17 protein-coding genes are annotated in these 18752 nt (G+C 71.3%); 12 read left to right on the top strand and 5 right to left on the bottom strand.

The features are described 5' to 3' along the window. Positions 1-49: 49 nt before the first annotated feature. Complete coding sequence (locus K8625_RS35110; RefSeq protein ID WP_370642014.1) at positions 50-1291, bottom strand: SRPBCC family protein; 1242 nt, start codon at positions 1289-1291, stop codon at positions 50-52. A 171-nt stretch (positions 1292-1462) separates the two neighbouring features. Between K8625_RS35110 and K8625_RS35105 the strand changes: the two genes are divergently transcribed. Further along, positions 1463-1723: a hypothetical protein gene (locus K8625_RS35105; RefSeq protein WP_223785143.1), complete on the top strand. Its 261-nt coding sequence runs from the start codon at positions 1463-1465 to the stop codon at positions 1721-1723. 6 nt (positions 1724-1729) lie between these two features. Here K8625_RS35105 and K8625_RS35100 read toward each other — a convergent pair whose 3' ends face one another. Then, positions 1730-2359, bottom strand: coding sequence for a hypothetical protein (locus tag K8625_RS35100; protein ID WP_223785142.1), 630 nt, complete (start codon positions 2357-2359; stop codon positions 1730-1732). Positions 2360-3244: 885 nt separating this feature from the next. Here K8625_RS35100 and K8625_RS35095 point away from each other — a divergent pair. The 11 genes from K8625_RS35095 to K8625_RS35030 all read left to right on the top strand — a co-directional run bounded on the left by K8625_RS35095 (position 3245) and on the right by K8625_RS35030 (position 16107). Continuing rightward, a complete protein-coding gene (locus K8625_RS35095) occupies positions 3245-3916 on the top strand; it encodes a phosphoribosyltransferase (protein WP_223785141.1) in 672 nt (223 codons plus the stop codon). Positions 3917-4040: 124 nt separating this feature from the next. Beyond that, positions 4041-6164 (top strand): PAS domain-containing protein, encoded by a 2124-nt coding sequence (locus tag K8625_RS35075; protein WP_223747607.1) that lies wholly within the window; start codon positions 4041-4043, stop codon positions 6162-6164. Next, positions 6161-7522: a sigma-54 dependent transcriptional regulator gene (locus K8625_RS35070; RefSeq protein ID WP_223747606.1), complete on the top strand. Its 1362-nt coding sequence runs from the start codon at positions 6161-6163 to the stop codon at positions 7520-7522. Before K8625_RS35075 ends, K8625_RS35070 begins: the two co-directional genes overlap by 4 nt. Before the next feature lie 110 nt (positions 7523-7632). Further along, positions 7633-8007 carry a response regulator gene (locus K8625_RS35065; RefSeq protein WP_046718138.1) on the top strand — a complete coding sequence of 125 codons (375 nt, stop codon included), beginning with the start codon at positions 7633-7635 and terminating at the stop codon, positions 8005-8007. Then, positions 8007-9818: an OmpA family protein gene (locus K8625_RS35060; protein ID WP_223785140.1), complete on the top strand. Its 1812-nt coding sequence runs from the start codon at positions 8007-8009 to the stop codon at positions 9816-9818. Before K8625_RS35065 ends, K8625_RS35060 begins: the two co-directional genes overlap by 1 nt. Further along, entirely contained in the window at positions 9815-10987 is a 1173-nt protein-coding gene (locus tag K8625_RS35055; RefSeq protein WP_223785139.1) for a FecR domain-containing protein, read from the top strand. The genes K8625_RS35060 and K8625_RS35055 overlap by 4 nt, the downstream gene beginning before the upstream one ends. A gap of 9 nt (positions 10988-10996) precedes the next feature. Beyond that, a complete protein-coding gene (locus K8625_RS35050; protein ID WP_223785138.1) occupies positions 10997-12424 on the top strand; it encodes a CHASE2 domain-containing protein in 1428 nt (475 codons plus the stop codon). Positions 12425-12511: 87 nt separating this feature from the next. Beyond that, the gene (locus K8625_RS35045) at positions 12512-14311 is read left to right on the top strand and encodes a diguanylate cyclase domain-containing protein (protein ID WP_223747602.1); all 1800 of its coding nucleotides are present in this window, start codon (positions 12512-12514) and stop codon (positions 14309-14311) included. 11 nt (positions 14312-14322) lie between these two features. Beyond that, positions 14323-14925: an aspartyl/asparaginyl beta-hydroxylase domain-containing protein gene (locus K8625_RS35040; protein WP_223747601.1), complete on the top strand. Its 603-nt coding sequence runs from the start codon at positions 14323-14325 to the stop codon at positions 14923-14925. After that, positions 14915-15121, top strand: coding sequence for a Nif11-like leader peptide family natural product precursor (locus K8625_RS35035; protein ID WP_223747600.1), 207 nt, complete (start codon positions 14915-14917; stop codon positions 15119-15121). The genes K8625_RS35040 and K8625_RS35035 overlap by 11 nt, the downstream gene beginning before the upstream one ends. Further along, entirely contained in the window at positions 15118-16107 is a 990-nt protein-coding gene (locus K8625_RS35030) for a sulfotransferase family protein (protein ID WP_223747599.1), read from the top strand. The genes K8625_RS35035 and K8625_RS35030 overlap by 4 nt, the downstream gene beginning before the upstream one ends. Here the strand turns inward: K8625_RS35030 and K8625_RS35025 are convergent. The 3 genes from K8625_RS35025 to K8625_RS35015 form a co-directional block, all read right to left on the bottom strand. After that, positions 16101-16559 (bottom strand): DUF4823 domain-containing protein, encoded by a 459-nt coding sequence (locus K8625_RS35025; RefSeq protein WP_223785137.1) that lies wholly within the window; start codon positions 16557-16559, stop codon positions 16101-16103. The two genes, K8625_RS35030 and K8625_RS35025, sit on opposite strands and share 7 nt — an antisense overlap. A gap of 55 nt (positions 16560-16614) precedes the next feature. Further along, the gene (locus tag K8625_RS35020) at positions 16615-17580 is read right to left on the bottom strand and encodes a ribokinase (protein ID WP_223747597.1); all 966 of its coding nucleotides are present in this window, start codon (positions 17578-17580) and stop codon (positions 16615-16617) included. A gap of 218 nt (positions 17581-17798) precedes the next feature. Further along, positions 17799-18641 carry a hypothetical protein gene (locus K8625_RS35015; RefSeq protein WP_223785136.1) on the bottom strand — a complete coding sequence of 281 codons (843 nt, stop codon included), beginning with the start codon at positions 18639-18641 and terminating at the stop codon, positions 17799-17801. Positions 18642-18752: the final 111 nt, after the last annotated feature.

Below are 18752 nucleotides of genomic sequence, written 5' to 3'. Positions count from 1 at the left end.
CTCGGAGCTCATGGCCCAGGGCGCGCAAATCCTGCGTGACGACGGCGCGTCAGTGCATCAGGGAGGTCCGCCCGCTCCGGTTCGGGGCCAGGGACTCGCGCGTCACGGTCTCGTGGCCGGTGGCCTTGCCGCGCTCGAGCAGGGACTTGAAGCGCAGGAGGTCGTCGTCCATCTGCCGCTTGGGGTCGACGCCCAGCAGCCGGGCGAAGGCGTGGCCGATGGCGCCGGCAGGCGGGTTGTATGACAGGCGGATGTCCACGCGGGTGCCGCCCTTCGCGGTCGGCTCGAAGTGGATGACGCCGGCGTTCTCCACGGAGGTGCCCTTCACGCTCTTCCAGGCGAGGAGCTGGTTGGGCACTCGCTTCGTGACGACGGCTTCCCATTCGAAGTGGAGACCGGCGGGGCCACGGACCTTCCAGCGGGAGCGACCGCGCTCGTCGACGCGCACCTCGTCCACGTGGGTCATGAAGCGCGGGAAGTTCTGCATCGCGTCCCAGAAGGCGAAGACCTCCTCCACGGGCGCGTTCACGGTGATGTCCTTGTGCAGGGTGATGGCGCGAGGCCCCGCGCCGATACCCGTGAGCCGGCGCAGCTCCAGGTTGCTGAGCGCGCGGATGCCGAGGACCGCGCCGCCGAGTCCCAGGAGCGAGCCCAGGACACCGCGTTGCTGGAGCGCCCAGGATGCGAGGGAGATACCTCCGAGCGCGCCGAAGAAGCGTGACGAGGGGGACCAGTGCCTGGAGCCGAAGGGGCGTCGCCGCGCGATGCCGCCCTGGAGCTCGGACTGGCGGCCGGGCTGGGCGAAGGGGAGCAGTCGATTGTCCACGCCGCGCACGCCTCGGACGCGGCCGAGGTAGGGAACGGCGGACTTGAGCTCCTCGAGCAGGATGGAGCCCTCGAGCGTGACGATGCCGTCCCTTGCGGACACCTTCACGGAGCCCGGATGCGAGCAGACCCGTCCGAGGGCCGCGCGGACACGCTCGGTGAGGGTGACGTCGTCGACGGGCTCCGAGCGGAAGCGACTGACGGACTCGAAGAACAGGCCTCGCGAGCGCTGGGCCAGGTCGCGGCGGACGACGTCGACCGCGGAGCTGGCCTCGTGGGCGGCGTGCACGGCCCTGCCCTGCAGATGAGACCTGCGCCAGCGGCCGCTGCGTGGATCGCTCCAGTACATCAGCCCCACGCCCAGCCCCAGTCCCCCGAGCCCCCAAATGGCTGCCTTCATGAAGTGCCTCCTGTTGGGTTGTCGATAAGTCCCATCGGGAGAACCTGACGGCGGACATGGCGCGATGCAGCAACCACGGGACGTCCGAGCCGGGCCCCGTGAGCACGGCCCCCGCGCGTGAGGGCCACGAGAGCCTGGGTGGCCCACGCGAGCGTGTGCGGGAAGGTGCCCGCATGGCTGGGCGTGCACACCTTGAGCGGGCAGACGGACCGAATCTCTTCAAGGAGCGCCGCAAGAATGCCCACGCAGCAGCCGCTGATCCCCGGGACTCCGCACCCGACGCCCCTGCCTCCCGAGCCCGAGCCCAACGCGCCGGTCAAGGAGCCGGACCCTCGGCAGCCCCAGCATGAGCCGCCCTTCCGGCAGCCTCCCGCCGAGGAGCCGCCGCGCAAGCAGCCGCCGGAGATCGAGCCTCCCCTGCCTCCTGACATCTCGCCGCCGGGGATTCACGACCCGCCGCCTCCCGGGCAGCCGGGCAAGCCGAACATCATCGCGTAGAGAGGCTCACGGCGACCACGGGTCGCCCGCGCGAACGTCCGATGCGCGCTGGGCGATGGTCAGCCAGGAGAACCGGGCCGCGAGGGCGTCGAGCACTTCATCCGAGTGCACGTGCGCTCTCGCTGCATCATTGAAGAAGAGTGGGTCCAGCTCGAACACGACGCGCGAGCCGTTCGACGGGCCTGTCCTTGAGTCCTGCAAGGGAGAGATGAGGCCGCCTCGAGAATAGGCACTCTCGCAGCATCGCTCTCCGTTCGAGACCTGCAGGAGTACGCGGGATGACAACGCACTGAGTAGAATGCCGTGGCCATCGAGGAACTCCCAAGTCCTTGGGCCCCCCGCGAAAAGGTTCAACATTCTCCACTCGACGGAACTGAGGGTGGAGCGCCCACGGCCAAGAAACTCGGACGAAGAACACTGCCAGGGGCAGGTCATCTCGAATGCGGGGCCTGGCCAGAGCCGGAGCACGACCGGAAGCCGCTCGGCACCATTTCCTGTGATGGCCATGCTCTCGACAGTCAACTTGAGCAACACCTCGGCCTGCGAGCACGGATCAGAGGCACCCTCCAAGTACATCCCCGGACGAGCCCGGATGGCTTCATGCGGCCAGAGAATCTTGATGTTCACGGTCGTCATGGATGCAAACTCTCACCCTGAGTGGTCGCCCACGTCTACGTCGACCTCGCAGGACGACGAACTGCTTCACGGGCCAGAGATCATGCCCACAGGGCCCAGACGGGCCGTGCCCGAGCAGGGACCCCATCCCCTCTGCGTCGACCACGAATAGGGAATGTCCGGCAGCAGATAGCGACCCGGTCATCCCAGACAGTGGCCAACCGGCCAACCCGGGCTCCATTCTCAGAGCAACCAGACACTGGATGCAGTATCTGGCCGCCCTGGCTCTCCCCTATGACCAGGGTCTCTTCTTCAACCCCTGGCCTGAACCATGTCGATCCCCAATCGGACATTCTTGTGGATGTTGAGCTGTGCACTGATGCTGGGAGCATGTGGCCCCGAGCACAATGACAGCCTTGGCGAGAATCAAAGTCTCCCACCCATGGACAACACAGCGGAGGCGTCGCCCGAGATGTACTCCGAGACTTCATCACCAGTCTCCGGAGGCGAACCTGAATCCCTATCCGTCCAAACATGCAGACTCGAATGGCACGACGTCTGTCGGTCGGACCTCACGACCTGCAACGTAAGGTGCTGTGATGGCTACTACGACAACACGCATGTGGCCTGCTCCGACTGTGAGCCTTGGGCCCGGGGCAAGTGCATCAACCGTGGTGGAGTGAAACGCATCCGTTGGACACCGTGACGCGTACCCAAGCAGAAACATTCGCAGACCCTGAGTCATGGCGTGTGAAAAAGAGAAGCGCCATGCCACGCTCCATGGGCCCGAGCCAAACAGGGCTCGGGCAGCAGGATGTGACTAGGCCGTCCGTGCACCTCCGCTGAGTGCATGACCACGTTGAACTCCGAGGCACGTCCACCCACCCACGCACCGAGGAGCCACACATGACAGGACCCGCGTTCCAGGATCGCTCCACGGCAGGCCGGGCCCTCGCGCGGCTGCTCGGCCACCACTCCCACCGTCCCGACACCCGCGTGCTCGCGCTTCCGCGCGGCGGTGTCCCTGTCGCCTATGAAGTCGCCCGCGCGCTCGGCGCCCCGCTGGACGTCTTCATCGTCCGCAAGCTGGGCACGCCCGGCCACGAGGAACTCGCCATGGGCGCCATCGCCACTGGCGGCACACGCGTCCTCAACCCCGAGGTCATCGACGAGCTCGGCATCACCTCCGCGCAGCTCGACGCCGTCACCGCGCATGAAACCCGCGAGCTCCAGCGTCGCGAAGTCAGCTACCGCCAGGGCCGCCCCGCCCTCGATGTCCACGGATGCGACGTCATCCTCGTCGACGACGGCCTCGCCACCGGCTCCACCATGCGCGCCGCCGTCGCCGCCCTGCGCCTGCAGCACCCCTCCCGCATCACCGTCGCCGTCCCCGTCGCCCCTCCCGACACCTGCGACGCCCTGGCACCACTCGTCGACGAGATGGTGTGTGCCCGGACCCCGGAGCCCTTCGGCGCCGTGGGCCTGTGGTACCGGCACTTCGACCAGACCTCCGACGAAGAGGTCCAGGACCTCCTCGCCCGCTCGGCCCATGACGCCGCGCCGCGGCCAGGAGTCTGAGCCACCCCCGCGGCGCCCCCCGGACCCGCCCCCTTGCCCACCAGACGACGAGAGCACCCGTCCCTGGGCCTCGATGCACGGCGCGCCCCTGGATTCCAGGTAGGCTCGCGCGGCCCACGCCCCCATGCACGAGTTCCCCTCACGCAGTCAGATGCTCCTGGCCGCCTTCACCGCCGCCGCGCTCGCCGCCCTCATCGAATGGGCCTGGACCAGCGCGGACGCGGCCAATCCCCTGCCCCGCATCCTCGCCACCTCCGCGCTCGTCCTCACCTGCGCGGGCGTCCCCGCCCTCCTGCTCGCCCACGCCCGCGAGCGCACCCGCCGCGAGCGCGACGCAGCCCTCCGCAGCGCCGGTGACTCCAGCGCCCTGCGCGACGCCCTCATGGACGTCACCCCCGTCGGCTTCGCCTTCTTCGACCGCAACCTGCGCTACATCCACGTCAACACCGCGCTCGCCGCCATGAACGGCCTGCCCGCCGGTGGACACCTGGGCCGCCACGTCACCGAGGTCATGCCCGAGCTGGGCCGACTCCTCGCCCCACGCCTCGAGCGCGCCCTCGGCACCGACGCCCCCGTCCAGGACACCTGCCTCGAAGTCGAAACCCCCGCCGCCCCCGGCGAGCCCCGCTTCTGGTTCGGCAGCTACTCGCGCGTGCGCGGCGCCGGCGGCGAAGTCCTCGGCGTCATCGCCTCCCTCTCCGAGCTCACCGAGCGCATGCGCGCCGAGCAATCCCTCCAGGAGCACGAGGGCCGCCTCGACGTCCTCACCCGCTCCCTGCCCGACTACCTCTGGGGCGGCAAGCTGCGCGACGGCAGGCTGCGCGACTTCTACTGCACCCCCGTCATCGAGCGCACCACCGGCTACCCCGCCTCCGCCTTCGTCGAGCCCTCCCCCGGCGGCGGCCCGCCCCGCCTCTGGGCGGAGATGATCCACCCCGAGGACCGCGCGCGCTACCGCTCCCGCATCGAGTCGCTCGCCCCCGGCTCCGAGGTGGAACTGGAACACCGCCTCATCTGCGCCGACGGCCGCGTGCGCTGGGTCCGCAGCCGCGCCGCCGCCTCCGCGCGAGACGCCCAGGGCGAGCTCCACGTCGGCTGCGTCGTCACCGACATCACCGACCGCTACCTCGCGGACGAGCTGCGCCAGCGCCTCCACGACAGCTTCCGCCGCTCCGCCCAGGAGTGGACCCGCACCTTCGACGCCGTCGCTGCTCCCCTGCTCGTGCTCGGCGCGGACGGCGTCATCCACCGCCTCAACGCCCCGGCCTGCGCGCTGTTCGGCGGCCTGGACCCCTCCGGCCAGCCCCTGTCCACCGCCGCCAGCAGGCCGCCCTGGTCCAGCACCCCGCCCCTCATCGACGAGCTGCGCCGCACCCACGGCACCATCACCCGCGAAGTCACCGACCCGCACTCGCGCCGCACCTGGGAGCTGTCCGCCGCCTGGGTCGACGAGGCCGGAGGCGACGACTCACGCATCATCCTGGTCGCCACCGAAGTCACCCGACTGCTCGAGCTGCAGGCCAGCCTGCGCCGCAGTGAGACCATGGCCGTCATGGGCGCCATCGTCGCGGGCGTGGCCCACGAGGTGAGAAACCCCCTCTTCTCCATCTCCGCCGTGGTGGACGCGGTGGAGGCCACCGTGGGCCAGCGCGCGGACCTGGCCCCGTACATGGACGTCCTGCGCGGCGAGGTGCGCCGCCTCAACCACCTCACCCAGGAGCTGTTCGAGTACGGCCGGCCCACGCGCGGCGAATGGGTGGAGGGCCCCGTGCACCCCGTCGTCGAGGAGGCCCTGGCCGCGTGCGCCCTCACCGGCGAGCAGGCCCGCGTGGCCGTCACGCCGCTGCTCACCGAGTCCCTACCGCCCGTGCGCATGGACTCGCGGCGGCTGTTCCATGTCTTCCGCAACGTGCTGGAGAACGCCGTGCAGCACTCCCCCGCGGGAGCCACCGTGCGCGTGTCCACCGCGGTGCTCGAGGAGGAGGGCCGCGCCTGGGTGCGCTGCACCGTGCGCGACGGCGGCCCGGGCTTCCGCGAGGAGGACCTGCCCCACGTCTTCGAGCCCTTCTTCAGCAAGCGCCGGGGCGGCACCGGCCTGGGCCTGTCCATCGTCCAGCGCATCCTCGAGGAGCACCAGGGCGCCATCCGCCTGGGAAACCACCCCGAGGGTGGCGCCGAAGTCACCCTGCTGCTACCAGCGGTTTCCTCGCCTCCGGCCACCGTGCCCCTAGACTCGCTCGCCTCATGACCCGTACCCGCATCCTCCTCGTGGACGACGAGCCCGGCGTCCGGCTCGGCATGAGGGGCTATCTCACCGCCCACGGCTTCGACGTGGACGAAGCCCAGAGCCTCGCCGAGGCCCAGGAGGTCTTCCGCACGCACCGCCCCGACGTGGCCGTGGTGGACTACCGCCTCACGGACGGCACCGCCCTGGAGCTGCTCCCGCGCCTCAAGGAGATCGACGCGGCCGTGCCCCTGGTCGTCCTCACCGGCCATGGCTCCATCGAGCTGGCCGTGCAGGCCGTGAAGGAGGGCGCCGAGCAGTTCCTCACCAAGCCCGTGGAGCTCGCCGTCCTCAAGGTCGTGCTGGAGCGCCTGGTCGCCCAGCGCCGCGAGCGGCAGCGCCTGCGCGCGGACCTGTCGCGCACCGCGCGCGCCTCGGTGGACCCGTTCCTGGGCACCAGCGTCGCCATCCAGAACCTGCGCGCCGAGGCCGAGCGCATGCAGCACAGCGACAGCCCCGTGCTCGTCACCGGCGAGACGGGCAGCGGCAAGAGCGTGCTCGCGCGCTGGCTGCATGAAGGCGGCCCCCGCGCCGACGCGCCCTTCGTCGACCTCAACTGCGCGGCGCTGTCCCGGGACCTGCTCGACTCGGAGCTGTTCGGCCACGAGAAGGGCGCCTTCACGGGCGCGGTGGCCAACAAGCAGGGCCTGCTGGAGGTCGCCGACCGGGGCACCCTCTTCCTCGACGAGATTGGCGACATGGACCTCACCGTCCAGCCCAAGCTCCTCAAGGTGCTGGAGGAGAAGCGCTTCCGGAGGCTGGGCGACGTGCGCGACAGGCGCGTCGACGTGCGCCTCATCGCCGCCACGCACCAGGACCTGGGCACCGCCACCCGCGAGAAGCGCTTCCGCAGCGATTTGTACTTCCGCGTCAGCACCCTCATCCTCCACGTGCCCGCCCTGCGCGAGCGCCCTGAGGACATCCCCGTGCTGGCCCGGAGCTTCCTCGCGGAGATGGGCACCGCGCGCGGACGCGGCGGCGTGGGACTCCAGCCGGACGCCGAGACGGCCCTGATGCGCTACGCCTGGCCCGGCAACATCCGCGAGCTGCGCAACGTCCTGGAGCGCGCCGTGCTGCTCTCCGGCGGCGGCGCCCTGTCCCGCGGCGACCTGCGCTTCGAGTCCTCCCCCGACGAGCCCGCCGCCGAGGATGACCTGACCCTCGAGGAGCTCGAGCGCCGCCACATCGAGCGCGTGCTTCGCCGGGAGAACGGCCACGTCGAGCGCGCCGCCGTCCGCCTGGGCATCCCCCGCTCCTCCCTCTACGAGCGCCTCAAGCGTTTGGGAATCAACAGATCTGGATTCCAGAAATCGGATCCGTGATCTGGACGCAAGGCGGACGAGGCACCGGGCGACAGCCCGCAAGTATCGGGAAAGTCGTATCGCGGGGGGCCTGAGTACGGTTGGCCCCAGGCTTGCTCTCCGGCGGCCGCGTGTCTCAGAACCTCCTCATCGTCGACGACGAATCCACCCTGTGCTGGGTGTTGGGGCAGTTCTTCTCGGGGGCCGGCTACCGCGTGGACTCGGCGCAAGCGCTCGATGAGGCGCTGGGGTTGATGACGACGGGCCGCTACGACCTGGTCATCAGCGACCTGCGGCTGAGCGGCACGCAGTCCGAGGAGGGGCTGGTGCTGGCGGACTTCGTGCGCCGCTTCACCCCGGACACCCGCGTGGTGCTGCTCACGGCCTTCGCTTCTCCGGAGCTGACGGCCCGGGCCCGTGAGCTCGGCGTCGACCTGGTCTTGCCCAAGCCGCAACCCCTGCCTTCCCTGGCCCAACACGTGTCGCAATTGTTGGCGGCACGTTGATGTGGGTGGTGCCCTTCTGGCACCGTCGGAGCATGCGAGTGCTTTTTCCTCCCACCCGCCCGTGGGCGTGGTTCGCGCTGGTGCTGTTGCTGGCGAGCGGCGCCCAGGCTCAGATTCCGGCCTCCCAGGCCATCGACGTGCAGCAGTACAAGCCCGGCCCGGGCGCCTATGACGTGCTGGGGCTGCACGGCGCGCGCGTGGGCCGGCACCTCGACTGGAACCTGGGGCTGTCGGTCAACTACGCGGATGATCCGCTCAACCTGCTGGACCCGAGGCGGGACGCGTTCGTCTACCGCATCGTCGACAGCCAGCTCACCGTGGACGTGCTGGGCGCGCTGGCGCTGTTCGACTGGCTGGAGGTCGGCGTGGCGCTGCCCATCTCCACCACCACGTCGCAGCCCGCGGGCGAGGTGGCCCCGTCGCTGGCGCAGGGCGTGGATGCCACGGGCATCGGGGATTTGCGGCTGGTCCCCAAGGCGCGCCTCCTGTCCACGGACGGAGGCCTGCACCTGGCCGTGGCCGCGTCGGTGACGATTCCCACCTCGGGAGGCGACGAGTTCCTGGGCTCCGACGGGCTCACCTTCCAGCCGAGGCTCATCGCCGAGTGGGCCACCGAGCGCGTGCGCCTGCTCGCCAACGTGGGCGTGAACCTGCGCGGCGAGGAGCGGCTGCGCAACCTGCGCGTGGGCAGCGAGTTCGCGTACGGAATCGGCGCCGAGGTGCCGCTCACCGAGAAGCTCTCGGTCGCCGCGACGCTCGCGGGCGCGCTGGGGTTGAAGGAGACGAACACGGAGGAGCGGCCCCTGGAGGCGCTCGGCGCGGTGAAGTACCGCTTCACCCGTGAGCTCGCGGCCCATGTGGGCGCGGGCCCCGGCCTCACCCGAGGCTACGGCACCCCGAGCTTCCGCGTGCTGGGTGGACTGAGCTGGACGACGTCCTCGGCGCCCTCGTCGGCCCCCGCGTGCACGCTCGGCCCCGAGGACTACGACGGCTTCCAGGACGACGACCACTGCCTGGACCCGGACGACGACAACGACGGCATCCTCGATGGACCGGACGTGTGCCCCGGCGAGCCGGAGACCTTCAACGGCTATCAGGACGAGGACGGCTGCCCCGATTCGCCTGGCGAGCACGCTCCCGCGTCCGAGGACGCACCCACCCAGGCCCCCGAGGCGAGCGCGCCGATGACGCTCCCCCCCGCCCCCGTGGACACGGACCAGGACGGCATCGTCGACAGCGAGGACCGCTGCCCCAGCGAGCCCGAGGACCTGGATGGCTTCGAGGACGCGGACGGCTGCCCCGACCCGGACAACGACAGGGACGGCATCCCCGACACGGCCGACGCGTGCCCGCTGGAGGCGGAGACCATCAACGGCGTGAAGGACGAGGACGGCTGCCCCGACCAGGGCACGTCGAGCGTGCGCCTGGAGGGCTCGCGCATCGTCATCCTGGAGAAGGTCTACTTCGCCACGGGCAAGGACGTCATCCTGCCCAAGTCGTTCAGCCTGCTCGCGCAGGTGGCCTCGGTGCTCAAGGCGAACCCGCAGCTCCAGCTGGTGCGCGTGGAGGGCCACACCGACAGCCAGGGCTCGGACGCGAAGAACCTGGACCTGTCGCAGCGCCGCGCCAACAACGTGAAGGCCTTCCTGGTGAAGTCCGGCATCGCGCCGGAGCGCCTGGAGGCGGTGGGCTTCGGTGAGACGAAGCCGGTGGACACCAACAAGACGCCCAAGGGACGCGAGAACAACCGCCGCGTCGAGTTCAACATCGTGAAGGCCGCCGACTCCTCGGCGGGGGAGGCCACGCCATGAGTCGGTCCACTTCCTGGCTGATGGTGCTGACGCTCTCGGGCTCGCCCGTGCTCGCGCAGTCGCAGGGCGCGGAGCCGTGCGGCGGCGTGCGCTTCAACAATGGCCGCGTGGAGCTGGGCCGCACGCTCGCACCCCAGGGCCCGGAGACGGAGCAGTGCCTGAAGCACGTGGGACAGGCGCTCGTGGCCCGTCCCGCCATCCGCTCGGTGACGGTGGCCGCCCGGCTGCCGGACGCGGAGCGGCTGGGAGGCCAGGGCCTCGCGGTGGCGAAGGCGGCGGCGCAGGTGCTGGTGGCGGCGGGCGTGCCCCAGACGCGCGTGTCCGTGGTGGCGCCTCCCGCGGTGCCAGGACAGCCGGGGCAGCTCCAGCTCGCCTACGTCGAGCGCCCCGCGCAGCCCCGCGTGGCCCGCGTGCGCGCGGCGGGTGGAAGCATCCTGGCGGGCGCCACGGAGGACGCCCTGCAGCCGCGCGCCATCGGTGACTCGCTCCACACGGGCGAGCTGTTCCAGACGGCCAGCGACGCGAGCGCGGAGCTGGAGCTGGCGGACGCGAGCCGGGTGCGTGTGCAGCCCGACAGCCTCTTGCGGCTGGGCACCCTGGAGCTGAGCGCCCAGGGCACGCGCGTGGTCCGCCTGGAGCTCTTGAAGGGCTCGGTGGAGACGGTGGCCGCGCCCGGTGGCGAGGGCTCCGTGTTCGAGGTGCGCACGCGCGGCGCGGTGGCCGGGGTGCGCGGCACGCAGTTCCGCGTGACGGCGAAGGAGGACGGCGTCAGTCGCCTGGAGACGCTCGAGGGCAAGGTGGCGCTCGGCGCGCAGGGGGCGGAGGTCGACGTGGGCGCGGGCCAGGGCTCGCGCGTGCTGCCGGGGGTCGCGCCCGAGGCGCCCCGGGCGCTGCTCACGGCGCCGCGTCTCGAAGGGCCCCGCGGCGGGACGTTCACCACGCCGCCCACGCTGAAGTGGTTCGAGGTGAAGGAGGCGAAGCACTACCGCGTGGAGCTGGCGCGGACGGCGGACTTCGCCGCGGGCGTGCGGACCCACGAGGCCACGGGACTCACGCTGACAGTGCCCGGGGAGCACACGGGCAAGTGGTTCTGGCGCGTGTTGCCGGTGGACAAGGACGACTTCATCGGCTTCCCTTCCAAGATCCATGCGTTCGAGCTGAGGCCCTGAGACGCGCCGATGAACCCGAGCCCCGACACGCCTGCGCGAGGCCCCTGGCTTCCCCGCCCCTCTCCGGGGCTGCTTCGCGTGGTGGCGGCGGGAGTGGGCGTGGCGCTGGCGTGCGTGACGGCGGCGACGGGCGGAGCGCCGGGGCCCCTGGAGCGCTCGCTCTATGACCAGGTCGTCAGCCGGCTCTTGCCGGGGGTCCCACGCAGCGCGGACCTGGTGCTGGTGGAGGTGGATGACCGGGCGCTGATGGCGCTGGGTGAGCGCTGGCCCCTGTCGCGGGCCACGTGGGCGCGGGCCTTCAAGGCCCTGGCGGCGCAGCGTCCGGCGGCGGTGGCGGTGGACGTGGTGTTCGACCAGCCCGGGCCGCGCGACGCGCTGGAGCTGGGCGAGGACGTGCTGGCGGCGCTGCGGGAATCGGGGCTCGCCGGGCAGCCCGCGGGCGCGGCGCTGGTGGCGGACCTGGAGGACCGGCTGCGCGAGCAGGACGGCGACGCGCGACTGGCGGAGGCGCTCGGGGAGAACGGCGCCGTCATCCTGGGCGCCGCGGCGTTGATGGACGAGGTCTCGATGATGGCGCCGCTCGAGGACACCGCGGCCGCCGATTCGGTGTCGATGCCCGTGGACCGGCTGCGGCTCCAGGCCCGGAGCGTCGCGGGCAGCATCGCCCCGCTGCGGATGGCGGCGCACGGCAGCGGCACCTTGAACATGCTGGTGGACGCGGATGGCGTCATCCGGCGCTACCCGTTCGCCGTCGACGTGGACGGCCGGAGGTGGCCCTCGCTGGCGCTGGCGACGGCGCTCAAGCTGATGCCGGAGCAGTCGGAGTCCCTGCTGCGCCGGGCGAGCGTGGACCAGGGCGCCCCGCTGATGCGGCTGCCTTCACCCGACTGGCTGCCGAGGGTGAGCCTGGCGGACGTGCTCCAGGCGGACCCGCGCTCGGTGGGGCTGGACCTGGCGCTGCGGGGCAAGACGCTCTTCGTCGGCGTCACCGCGACGGGGCTGCACGGCCAGAGCACGCTGCCAGGCCAGGTGGCGGTGCCGGGAGTGGAGATCCACGCCTTCGCGCTGGACAACCTCCGCGCGGACCGGCTGATGCGCTCGTCGGGCGGGGTGGCGCTCATGGGCCTGCTGGAGACCGTGGCCCTGCTGTGGCTCTTCGGCTGGCGCTGTCGCCGCGTGCGGACGCTGGGGGCCGTGGGGAGCACGGCGCTGGTGCTCGGCATGCTGCACGTGGCGCTGGTGGGGTGGCTGGCGGCGGACCTGGGCTGGGTGTTGCCGCTGGTGCCCGGGTGCCTGGGGTTGGGGCTGATGCTGCTGGTGGACTCGGCGCTCCGGGCGGAGGAGCTGGGCCGTCAGCGTGGCGCCCTGCGTCGACTCTTCGTGCGCTATCCCCAGTCCGCGCCGGGGACGTCGGCCCCGCCGGGCGAGGGCCGGTAGCGGCCGGGCGGGCAGCGTTGCCCGAACAACCTCGCGCGGTGGCGACCATCACCGGCGCGGGCCCATCCGTGGCAGCATCGGAGAGACATGGCCCGCTACGCCCTCATCGCCGAGCCCGACCCGCACCGCGCCGCCAGCCTGCTCACCCTCGTCGCGGGGGAAGGGCTCGAGGGCATCCTGGCCCGGGATGGCGCGGAGGCCCAGGAGGTGGTCCGCCAGCGCAGCGCCCCGGCCCTGTTGCTCACGGACCTGGCCTTGCCGCGCGTGGATGGCTTCACGCTGCTGTCGTGGCTGCGCGAGCGACAGGACGCGGGCGGCACGCAGGTGGTGGTGGTGACGGCGTTCGACGAGCTGCGGGTGCGCGCGTGGCAGCTCAAGGAGGCGCTCGGCATCCACTCGCTGCTCAGCCGACGCGCGCCGACGGAGACGGTGCGGGACACCGTGCGCCGGGTCCTCGCGGGACAGCGTCCCCTGCCCGCCACGCCCACGGAGAGCGGCCCCGACGACGAGCACCAGCGCCTGGCGCACATCGACGCGCTGCACCTGGTGGACGACGGCCCTCCGGAGGCGGAGCTGCAGGAGCTCGTCACGGAGGTGGCGCAGGCCTTCGGTGTGCCGGTGGCGTTGCTGACCTTGGTGCTGGGCGACAGGCAGTGGTTCAAGGCGCACGTGGGGCTGCCGCACGCGCTGGCGCGAGACAGGGGCACGCCCCGGGACTGGGCCTTCTGTCACCACGTGGTGATGGGGCGCGAGTCGCTGGTCGTCCCGGACGCCACGCGGCACCCGGTGTTCAAGGACAACCCGCTGGTGCGCGACGGCATCGTCGGCAGCTACGCGGGCGCGCCGCTGGTGACGCCGAGCGGTGAGGTGCTGGGCACGCTGTGTGTCATCGACACGCGGCCCCTGGTGCTCGGCACCGAGGACATGGCGGCGCTGCGGGAGCTGGCCCGGCGCGTGGCCGGGGACCTGGAGCTGAAGTCCCGGGCGAGGACGGAGGCGAGGGACTGGAGCCGCTCGCGGCAGGAGCCCTCGCGCTCGGAGCTGGCCGCGCTGACGCAGGTGCGGGACGCGATTCAAGCGCTCGACGTGGCGACGCTGCTGGTGGCTCCGGGCCGGCAGCCCTTCGCGGGCAACGCCGCGCTGGCGGAGCTGCTGGGGCTGCCGTTGGAGGGGATTGCGAAGCTGACCTTCGACACCTTCCGTCAGCACGTCGCCAGCCTGACGGCGGACCCGACGGGGCACTCGCCGTTGCTCGACCTGGCGTCGGACACGTCGCGGGGGCTGCACCTGTCGCTGACGCTGGAGCACCCACGTCCCCGTCGCATCCGGTGGGTGGCGCGGCCGTTCGCCATCCCGGGCGGCATGGCGCAGCTGCTGACGCTCTCGGAGCCGGGGGGCGTGTCTCCGCGCGACGAGCGTGAGCGGATGCTGCGGGTGGATGCGCTGACGGGACTGGCCACGCGACGCGCGGGTGAAGAGCGCCTGCTGCGTGAGATTGGCCGATGCCGGAGGGACGGCGTGCCCTGCGGCGTGTTGCTGGTGGACCTGGTGGGGCTCGGTCGGCTCAACCTGCGGCACGGGTTCGACGCGGGCGACACGGCGCTGCGGGATGTGGCACGGCATCTGGAGCCGGTGGGGGCGCCCACGGGCTTCGCGGTGCGCTGGGAGGGCGGCACGCTGCTGGTGGCGCTGCCAGGGCTGGACGCGGGCGCGACCGAGGCGCTGCGGGAGCACCTGCTCTCCGAGCTGGAGACGTTCGAGGTCCACACCGTCGCCGTGGCGGTGGAGGGCGAGGAGGACCCGGGGCAGACGCTCGCCCGGGCCCATGCGGCGCTCGCGCGGGTGAAGGCGGAGCACCGCGGGTTGAGGGACCGGGGAACGGTGTAGAACAGGGGCTCATGGCCCCGCCCTCCGTGCCCGACCGGCTGCGATTGCCTCTTCGCTTCGACGTGAGCCGTCTCCAGGAGGAGCTGGCGCGGGTGCCCTCGGAGGCGTGGGTGCCGCACTTCAACACCCGCTTCTACGAGGGCGAGTGGAGCGGCGTCCCGCTGCGCTCGGTGGGAGGGATGGAGGGGCGCATCTACCCCGACCCCACCGCGCGACAGGAGTACGCGGACACGCCGCTGCTCGGGCGTCACCCCGCGTTCCGGGAGGCGCTCGCGATGTTCCGGTGTCCCATCGGCTCGGCGCGGCTGTTGAAGCTCGCGGCCCGCGCGAACATCCGCGAGCACACGGACTACAACCTGGCGTTCGAGGATGGCGAGGTGCGCATCCACGTCCCCATCGTCACGCATCCGGAGGTGAGCTTCGTGCTCTCGGGCCAGCGCGTGGACATGAGGCCCGGGGAGTGCTGGTACCTGAACTTCAACCTGCCCCACCGCGTGGACAACTCCGGGGACACGGACCGCGTGCACCTGGTGCTCGACTGCGTGGTGGATGACTGGCTGCGGGACGTCTTCGCGAGGGCCGCGACGGAGGAAGGCGGCGCTCGTGTCGCTTGAGGACTTCGAGCGCTTCCGCGTGCGGGTGCTGGAGGACGGGGTGCTCCAGGAGGCGCTGCGCGGGCCGAAGGATGTGCCTGGGTTCATCGCGCTCGCCATCCGGTTGGGGGCGGAGCGGGGCTGTCACTTCACGGAGGCGGAGCTTCGCGAGCTGATGCGCGAGGAGCGCAAGCGGTGGCTGGGGACGTGGGTATGAGCTCGCGGCTGGACGGGTGGATACCAGCACGACTGCAGGTCGAGGGTGAGCAGCCCTGGGTCGACTGGTGTCACCTGGGGAGCCAGCGCTTCACGGACCCGTTCTTCGACGAGACGCTGGAGCGCCGGCTGCGGCATCCGTTCCCCCTGCTCTTCCGACATCGGACGTCGATGGAGACGCTGGTGGAGAGACAGACGTCGCACCCGGGGTTGCCGGTGCGAGGGCTCGTGTTCCACATGTCCCGCTGCGGCTCCACGCTGCTCGCGCAACTGCTGGCGTCGCTGCCCCGCCACATCGTCCTGTCCGAGGCAGCCCCCGTGGACACGGTGCTGCGCATCCATTCGCGGCTCCCGTGGGTGGATGAGGCGCGGCGAATCGAGTGGCTGCGCGCGGTGGTGGCCGGGCTGGGGCAGAAGCGGAACCCCGAGGAGCAGGCGGTGTTCCTCAAGCTGGATGCGTGGCACGTGTTGGAGCTGCCGTTGCTCGAGCGGGCGTTTCCCGGGGTGCCGTGGCTGTTCATGTATCGGGACCCGGTGGAGGTCATGGCCTCACATCAGAAGCACCGGGGCGCGCACATGCTGCCGGGGGTGCTGGAGCCCGCACGCGTGGGGCTCGGCACGGCGCAGTTGTCCGAGCTGTCGCTGGAGGAGTACGGCGCACGGGTCCTCGCGCGACTATGCCAGGCGGGGCTGGAAGGCTATCGCGCGCGGAAGTCACCGGCGTTGCTGCTGAACCACCGGGGGCTCCAGGACACCGCCGTGTCCCGGCTCGTGGAGCTGTTCGGGTTGGAGCCTGATGCCCTCGAGCTGGAGTTGCTGACCCAGGCCGCGTCCCGTGACGCGAAGAACCCCGTGCTCCCGTTCGAGGACGACACGAGGCAGAAGGCCGAAGCGGTCAGCGAAGCCTCACGGAAGGCGGCCGAGAACTGGGTGCGCCCCGTGTACGAGGCGCTGGAAGCGGAGCAACCGCGGGCCGAGCCTCAGTAGAGCGACGACACGAACTGTTCGAGCGGCTTCGGCAGCAGGGCCTCCGGGCGGCTGCTCATGTGCGACATGCTCTCGCTCGTCGCCTTCAAGCGGGTGCTGTTCACGACCTTTCCCGTGGCAACGTCGATCAACTCGAGCTTCACGTCGATCTGATCAGGCTTCCCTGACCACTGGGTGGCGCGGTCCTCCCAGTGCACGAGGGTCGGCCGGACCAGGTACTTGCTCTGGGCCGCACGCGCGGCCTTCATCCCCTCCTCGAAGCTCTCCGTCAGGTTCCCGAGCTTCACATGCTGGGTGCGTTTGTAGAAAGCGACGAACACGGCCTTGGAGGTCGCCAGGGCCGAGCCAGCAAACCGCTTGCTTTCATAGACACCGTCCGCGGGAACGAACATGAAGGTCGCCGACCCACGCTTGTTCGAAGAGCTGTCCCAGGCCCCCGGGTTCATCTGCATCCGAGCCCGTCGAGCGGCCTGAGCCAGAGACCCGCGACGGGCGCTGGCGCCTCCGTCACCACCGGGCCGACTCGCCCGACAGCGCCGACATGGCCAGACGCGCCATGAAGGACTCCACCTGCTCGCGGTTCGGCAGCCCCGACAGCGCCCCCAGCCGCATCGTGGCCAGGGCCGACGTGGCGTGCGCGAAGCGGGCCGCGTCGGATAGAGAGCGCCGCTCACCCAATGCCACACATAGGGCCGCGGAGAAGGCATCTCCCGCCCCCGTGGTATCCACCCAGTCCACGGGGAGGTTGGGCAACCACAGCTCAGCCTCGGACCCGAGGAGCAGGTTGCCCTGCGGCGCGGCGACCACCGCGGAGCCGACGCCCCGACGCAACAGGTTCTCCGCCGCCTGACGGGCGGACTCGCGGTCCACCACCTCGACGCCCGTCAGCACCTCCGCCTCCAGGTCATTGAGCCGGATGACATGGACCGCCTCGAGCAGCTCCTCGGGCAGCGCCGTGGGCGGCGCCGGGTCCAACACCACATGCGTCCCCGCGGCCCGCGCGACATGGACCGCCGCGACGACGACCTCGAGCGGGACCTCCAGCTGCACCAGCAGGACATCCGCGCGGGAGATTCGCTCCTCGGCGGCGAGCACGTCGGGGACTCGCATCCGTCGGTTGGCCCCTTCCGCGGACAGGCTCTGCCGGTGCCCTGACTCATCCACCATCTCGAGCACGACGCCCGTGCTCGCGCCCGGGTCCCTCGTCACGGCGAGCGTGTCCACGCCCTCGCCCTCCAGTTGCTCCAAGAGCCCGAGTCCCCGGGCATCCGCGCCCACCCGCCCCACCAGCGTCGCCCGGGCCCCCAGGCGCGCGGCGGCCACCGAGGCGTTGGCGCCCTTTCCTCCCAGGCTCTCCAGGAACAGGTGCCCCTCCACGTTCTGCCCCTGCCTCGGGAGCCGAGGCCCCTGGACCAGGAAGTCCGTGCTGATTCCACCGACCACCAGGATGTCCGCCTGTCGACGCGCAGCCATGACCGTCATCCCCCTCCCCACCCCACCGTCCGATGCCACGACGCGCGCGGGAGCACCCCGAGCGCGAAGCCTCATCAAGCTAGGCATCACCGGGACACGGCACGGCGGACGGCCAGTCGTGCCACCGCCGCGCCGGCATCCCGAATGGACGGCGGCGTCGCACTCCCCGCATCGGCTCCGAACAGGGATTCAGGACCCGGGACGCACCTCGCGTCCGCTCAACAACCTCGGCCGTACGCGAGCAGGAACACGTCGTGATCCACCTGATTCACCACGCCGTTCCCGTCGATGTCCGCCCACAGGGAACCACTGCCCCAGTACGCCATGAAGGCAGCGGCATCCATCACGTCGACCACGCCGTTCGCGTCGAAGTCCGACGAGCAATACAGCAGCAGGTCCATGCTCCACGCCCCCGACACGCCCCCCGACGCGGGCCCTCTCGCATCCACCGAGGCCGAGACATCGCCCTGCAAGGTGTACGGCCCGGCCGGCAGCCAGCCCGCGAGCTCTTCCGTGTCGCTCTCCGAAGGAGACACATCGAAGGACAGGACCGGCACCCCGCTCTCCAGATTGGCCAGATGCAACAACGTCGAGACACCACCGAAGGACTGCCCCCCGTTGCTCGCGTTCGACCAGGCCGACACCGTCACGAACGCCCTGTAGCGCGCGCGGCGGTTCAACTCGAACGTGAGGTACATGTCCGCGTTGCTGGTGCCCTGCCCCCGCGCGGAGGCATCCACCGCGGTGCCAGAGGCCCAGGCACTCAGCGAGGCCCGGATGCGTCGCTCCGACATCTCCGACGACTGGCTCCCACCCGCCGTCGCGTCCAGTCGCGGATTCGGAGCCTGGGGCGGCGACGCCGACAACGCGAGGGACGCGTTGAACGACTCGAACCCCTCCGTCTCCACGAAGTCCGAGTCCTCCGACTGGCCCGCCGCGTCCACCGTCAGGAAGCTCGCGGAGACGGAACGGCGGCCTTCAACCGGGGTGATTCGCTGGGCGTACGCCGACGTCGACAACAGCAAGGAAACCGCACCGGCCCACAACACGCTCGGACGCATGCCGACCTCCACGGGTGTGACGAGGGAAGCCCACCACGTTAGGCCGCTCGCTCTCCGCAACCCGAATACCCCGCGCGCAATCCCCTCCCCGAAGTCCCAGCGCTTCCCCAA

Origin of the sequence: Myxococcus sp. AS-1-15 (genome assembly GCF_020037055.1) — a bacterium.
In the GTDB taxonomy this organism is placed as follows: Bacteria; Myxococcota; Myxococcia; order Myxococcales; family Myxococcaceae; genus Myxococcus; species Myxococcus fulvus.
The sequence above is the reverse complement of the archived record's forward strand: the minus strand, read 5'-3'. Positions and strand labels throughout refer to the sequence as shown.

Bases quoted from the DNA above. Each gene is read 5' to 3' on its own strand.
- K8625_RS35105 (WP_223785143.1), top strand. From the start codon at position 1,463: ATGCCCACGCAGCAGCCGCTGATCCCCGGGACTCCGCACCCGACGCCC.
- K8625_RS35100 (WP_223785142.1), bottom strand. From the start codon at position 2,359: ATGACGACCGTGAACATCAAGATTCTCTGGCCGCATGAAGCCATCCGG.
- K8625_RS35095 (WP_223785141.1), top strand. From the start codon at position 3,245: ATGACAGGACCCGCGTTCCAGGATCGCTCCACGGCAGGCCGGGCCCTC.
- K8625_RS35075 (WP_223747607.1), top strand. From the start codon at position 4,041: ATGCACGAGTTCCCCTCACGCAGTCAGATGCTCCTGGCCGCCTTCACC.
- K8625_RS35070 (WP_223747606.1), top strand. From the start codon at position 6,161: ATGACCCGTACCCGCATCCTCCTCGTGGACGACGAGCCCGGCGTCCGG.
- K8625_RS35060 (WP_223785140.1), top strand. From the start codon at position 8,007: ATGTGGGTGGTGCCCTTCTGGCACCGTCGGAGCATGCGAGTGCTTTTT.
- K8625_RS35055 (WP_223785139.1), top strand. From the start codon at position 9,815: ATGAGTCGGTCCACTTCCTGGCTGATGGTGCTGACGCTCTCGGGCTCG.
- K8625_RS35050 (WP_223785138.1), top strand. From the start codon at position 10,997: ATGAACCCGAGCCCCGACACGCCTGCGCGAGGCCCCTGGCTTCCCCGC.
- K8625_RS35045 (WP_223747602.1), top strand. From the start codon at position 12,512: ATGGCCCGCTACGCCCTCATCGCCGAGCCCGACCCGCACCGCGCCGCC.
- K8625_RS35040 (WP_223747601.1), top strand. From the start codon at position 14,323: ATGGCCCCGCCCTCCGTGCCCGACCGGCTGCGATTGCCTCTTCGCTTC.
- K8625_RS35030 (WP_223747599.1), top strand. From the start codon at position 15,118: ATGAGCTCGCGGCTGGACGGGTGGATACCAGCACGACTGCAGGTCGAG.
- K8625_RS35025 (WP_223785137.1), bottom strand. From the start codon at position 16,559: ATGCAGATGAACCCGGGGGCCTGGGACAGCTCTTCGAACAAGCGTGGG.
- K8625_RS35020 (WP_223747597.1), bottom strand. From the start codon at position 17,580: ATGGCTGCGCGTCGACAGGCGGACATCCTGGTGGTCGGTGGAATCAGC.
- K8625_RS35015 (WP_223785136.1), bottom strand. From the start codon at position 18,641: ATGCGTCCGAGCGTGTTGTGGGCCGGTGCGGTTTCCTTGCTGTTGTCG.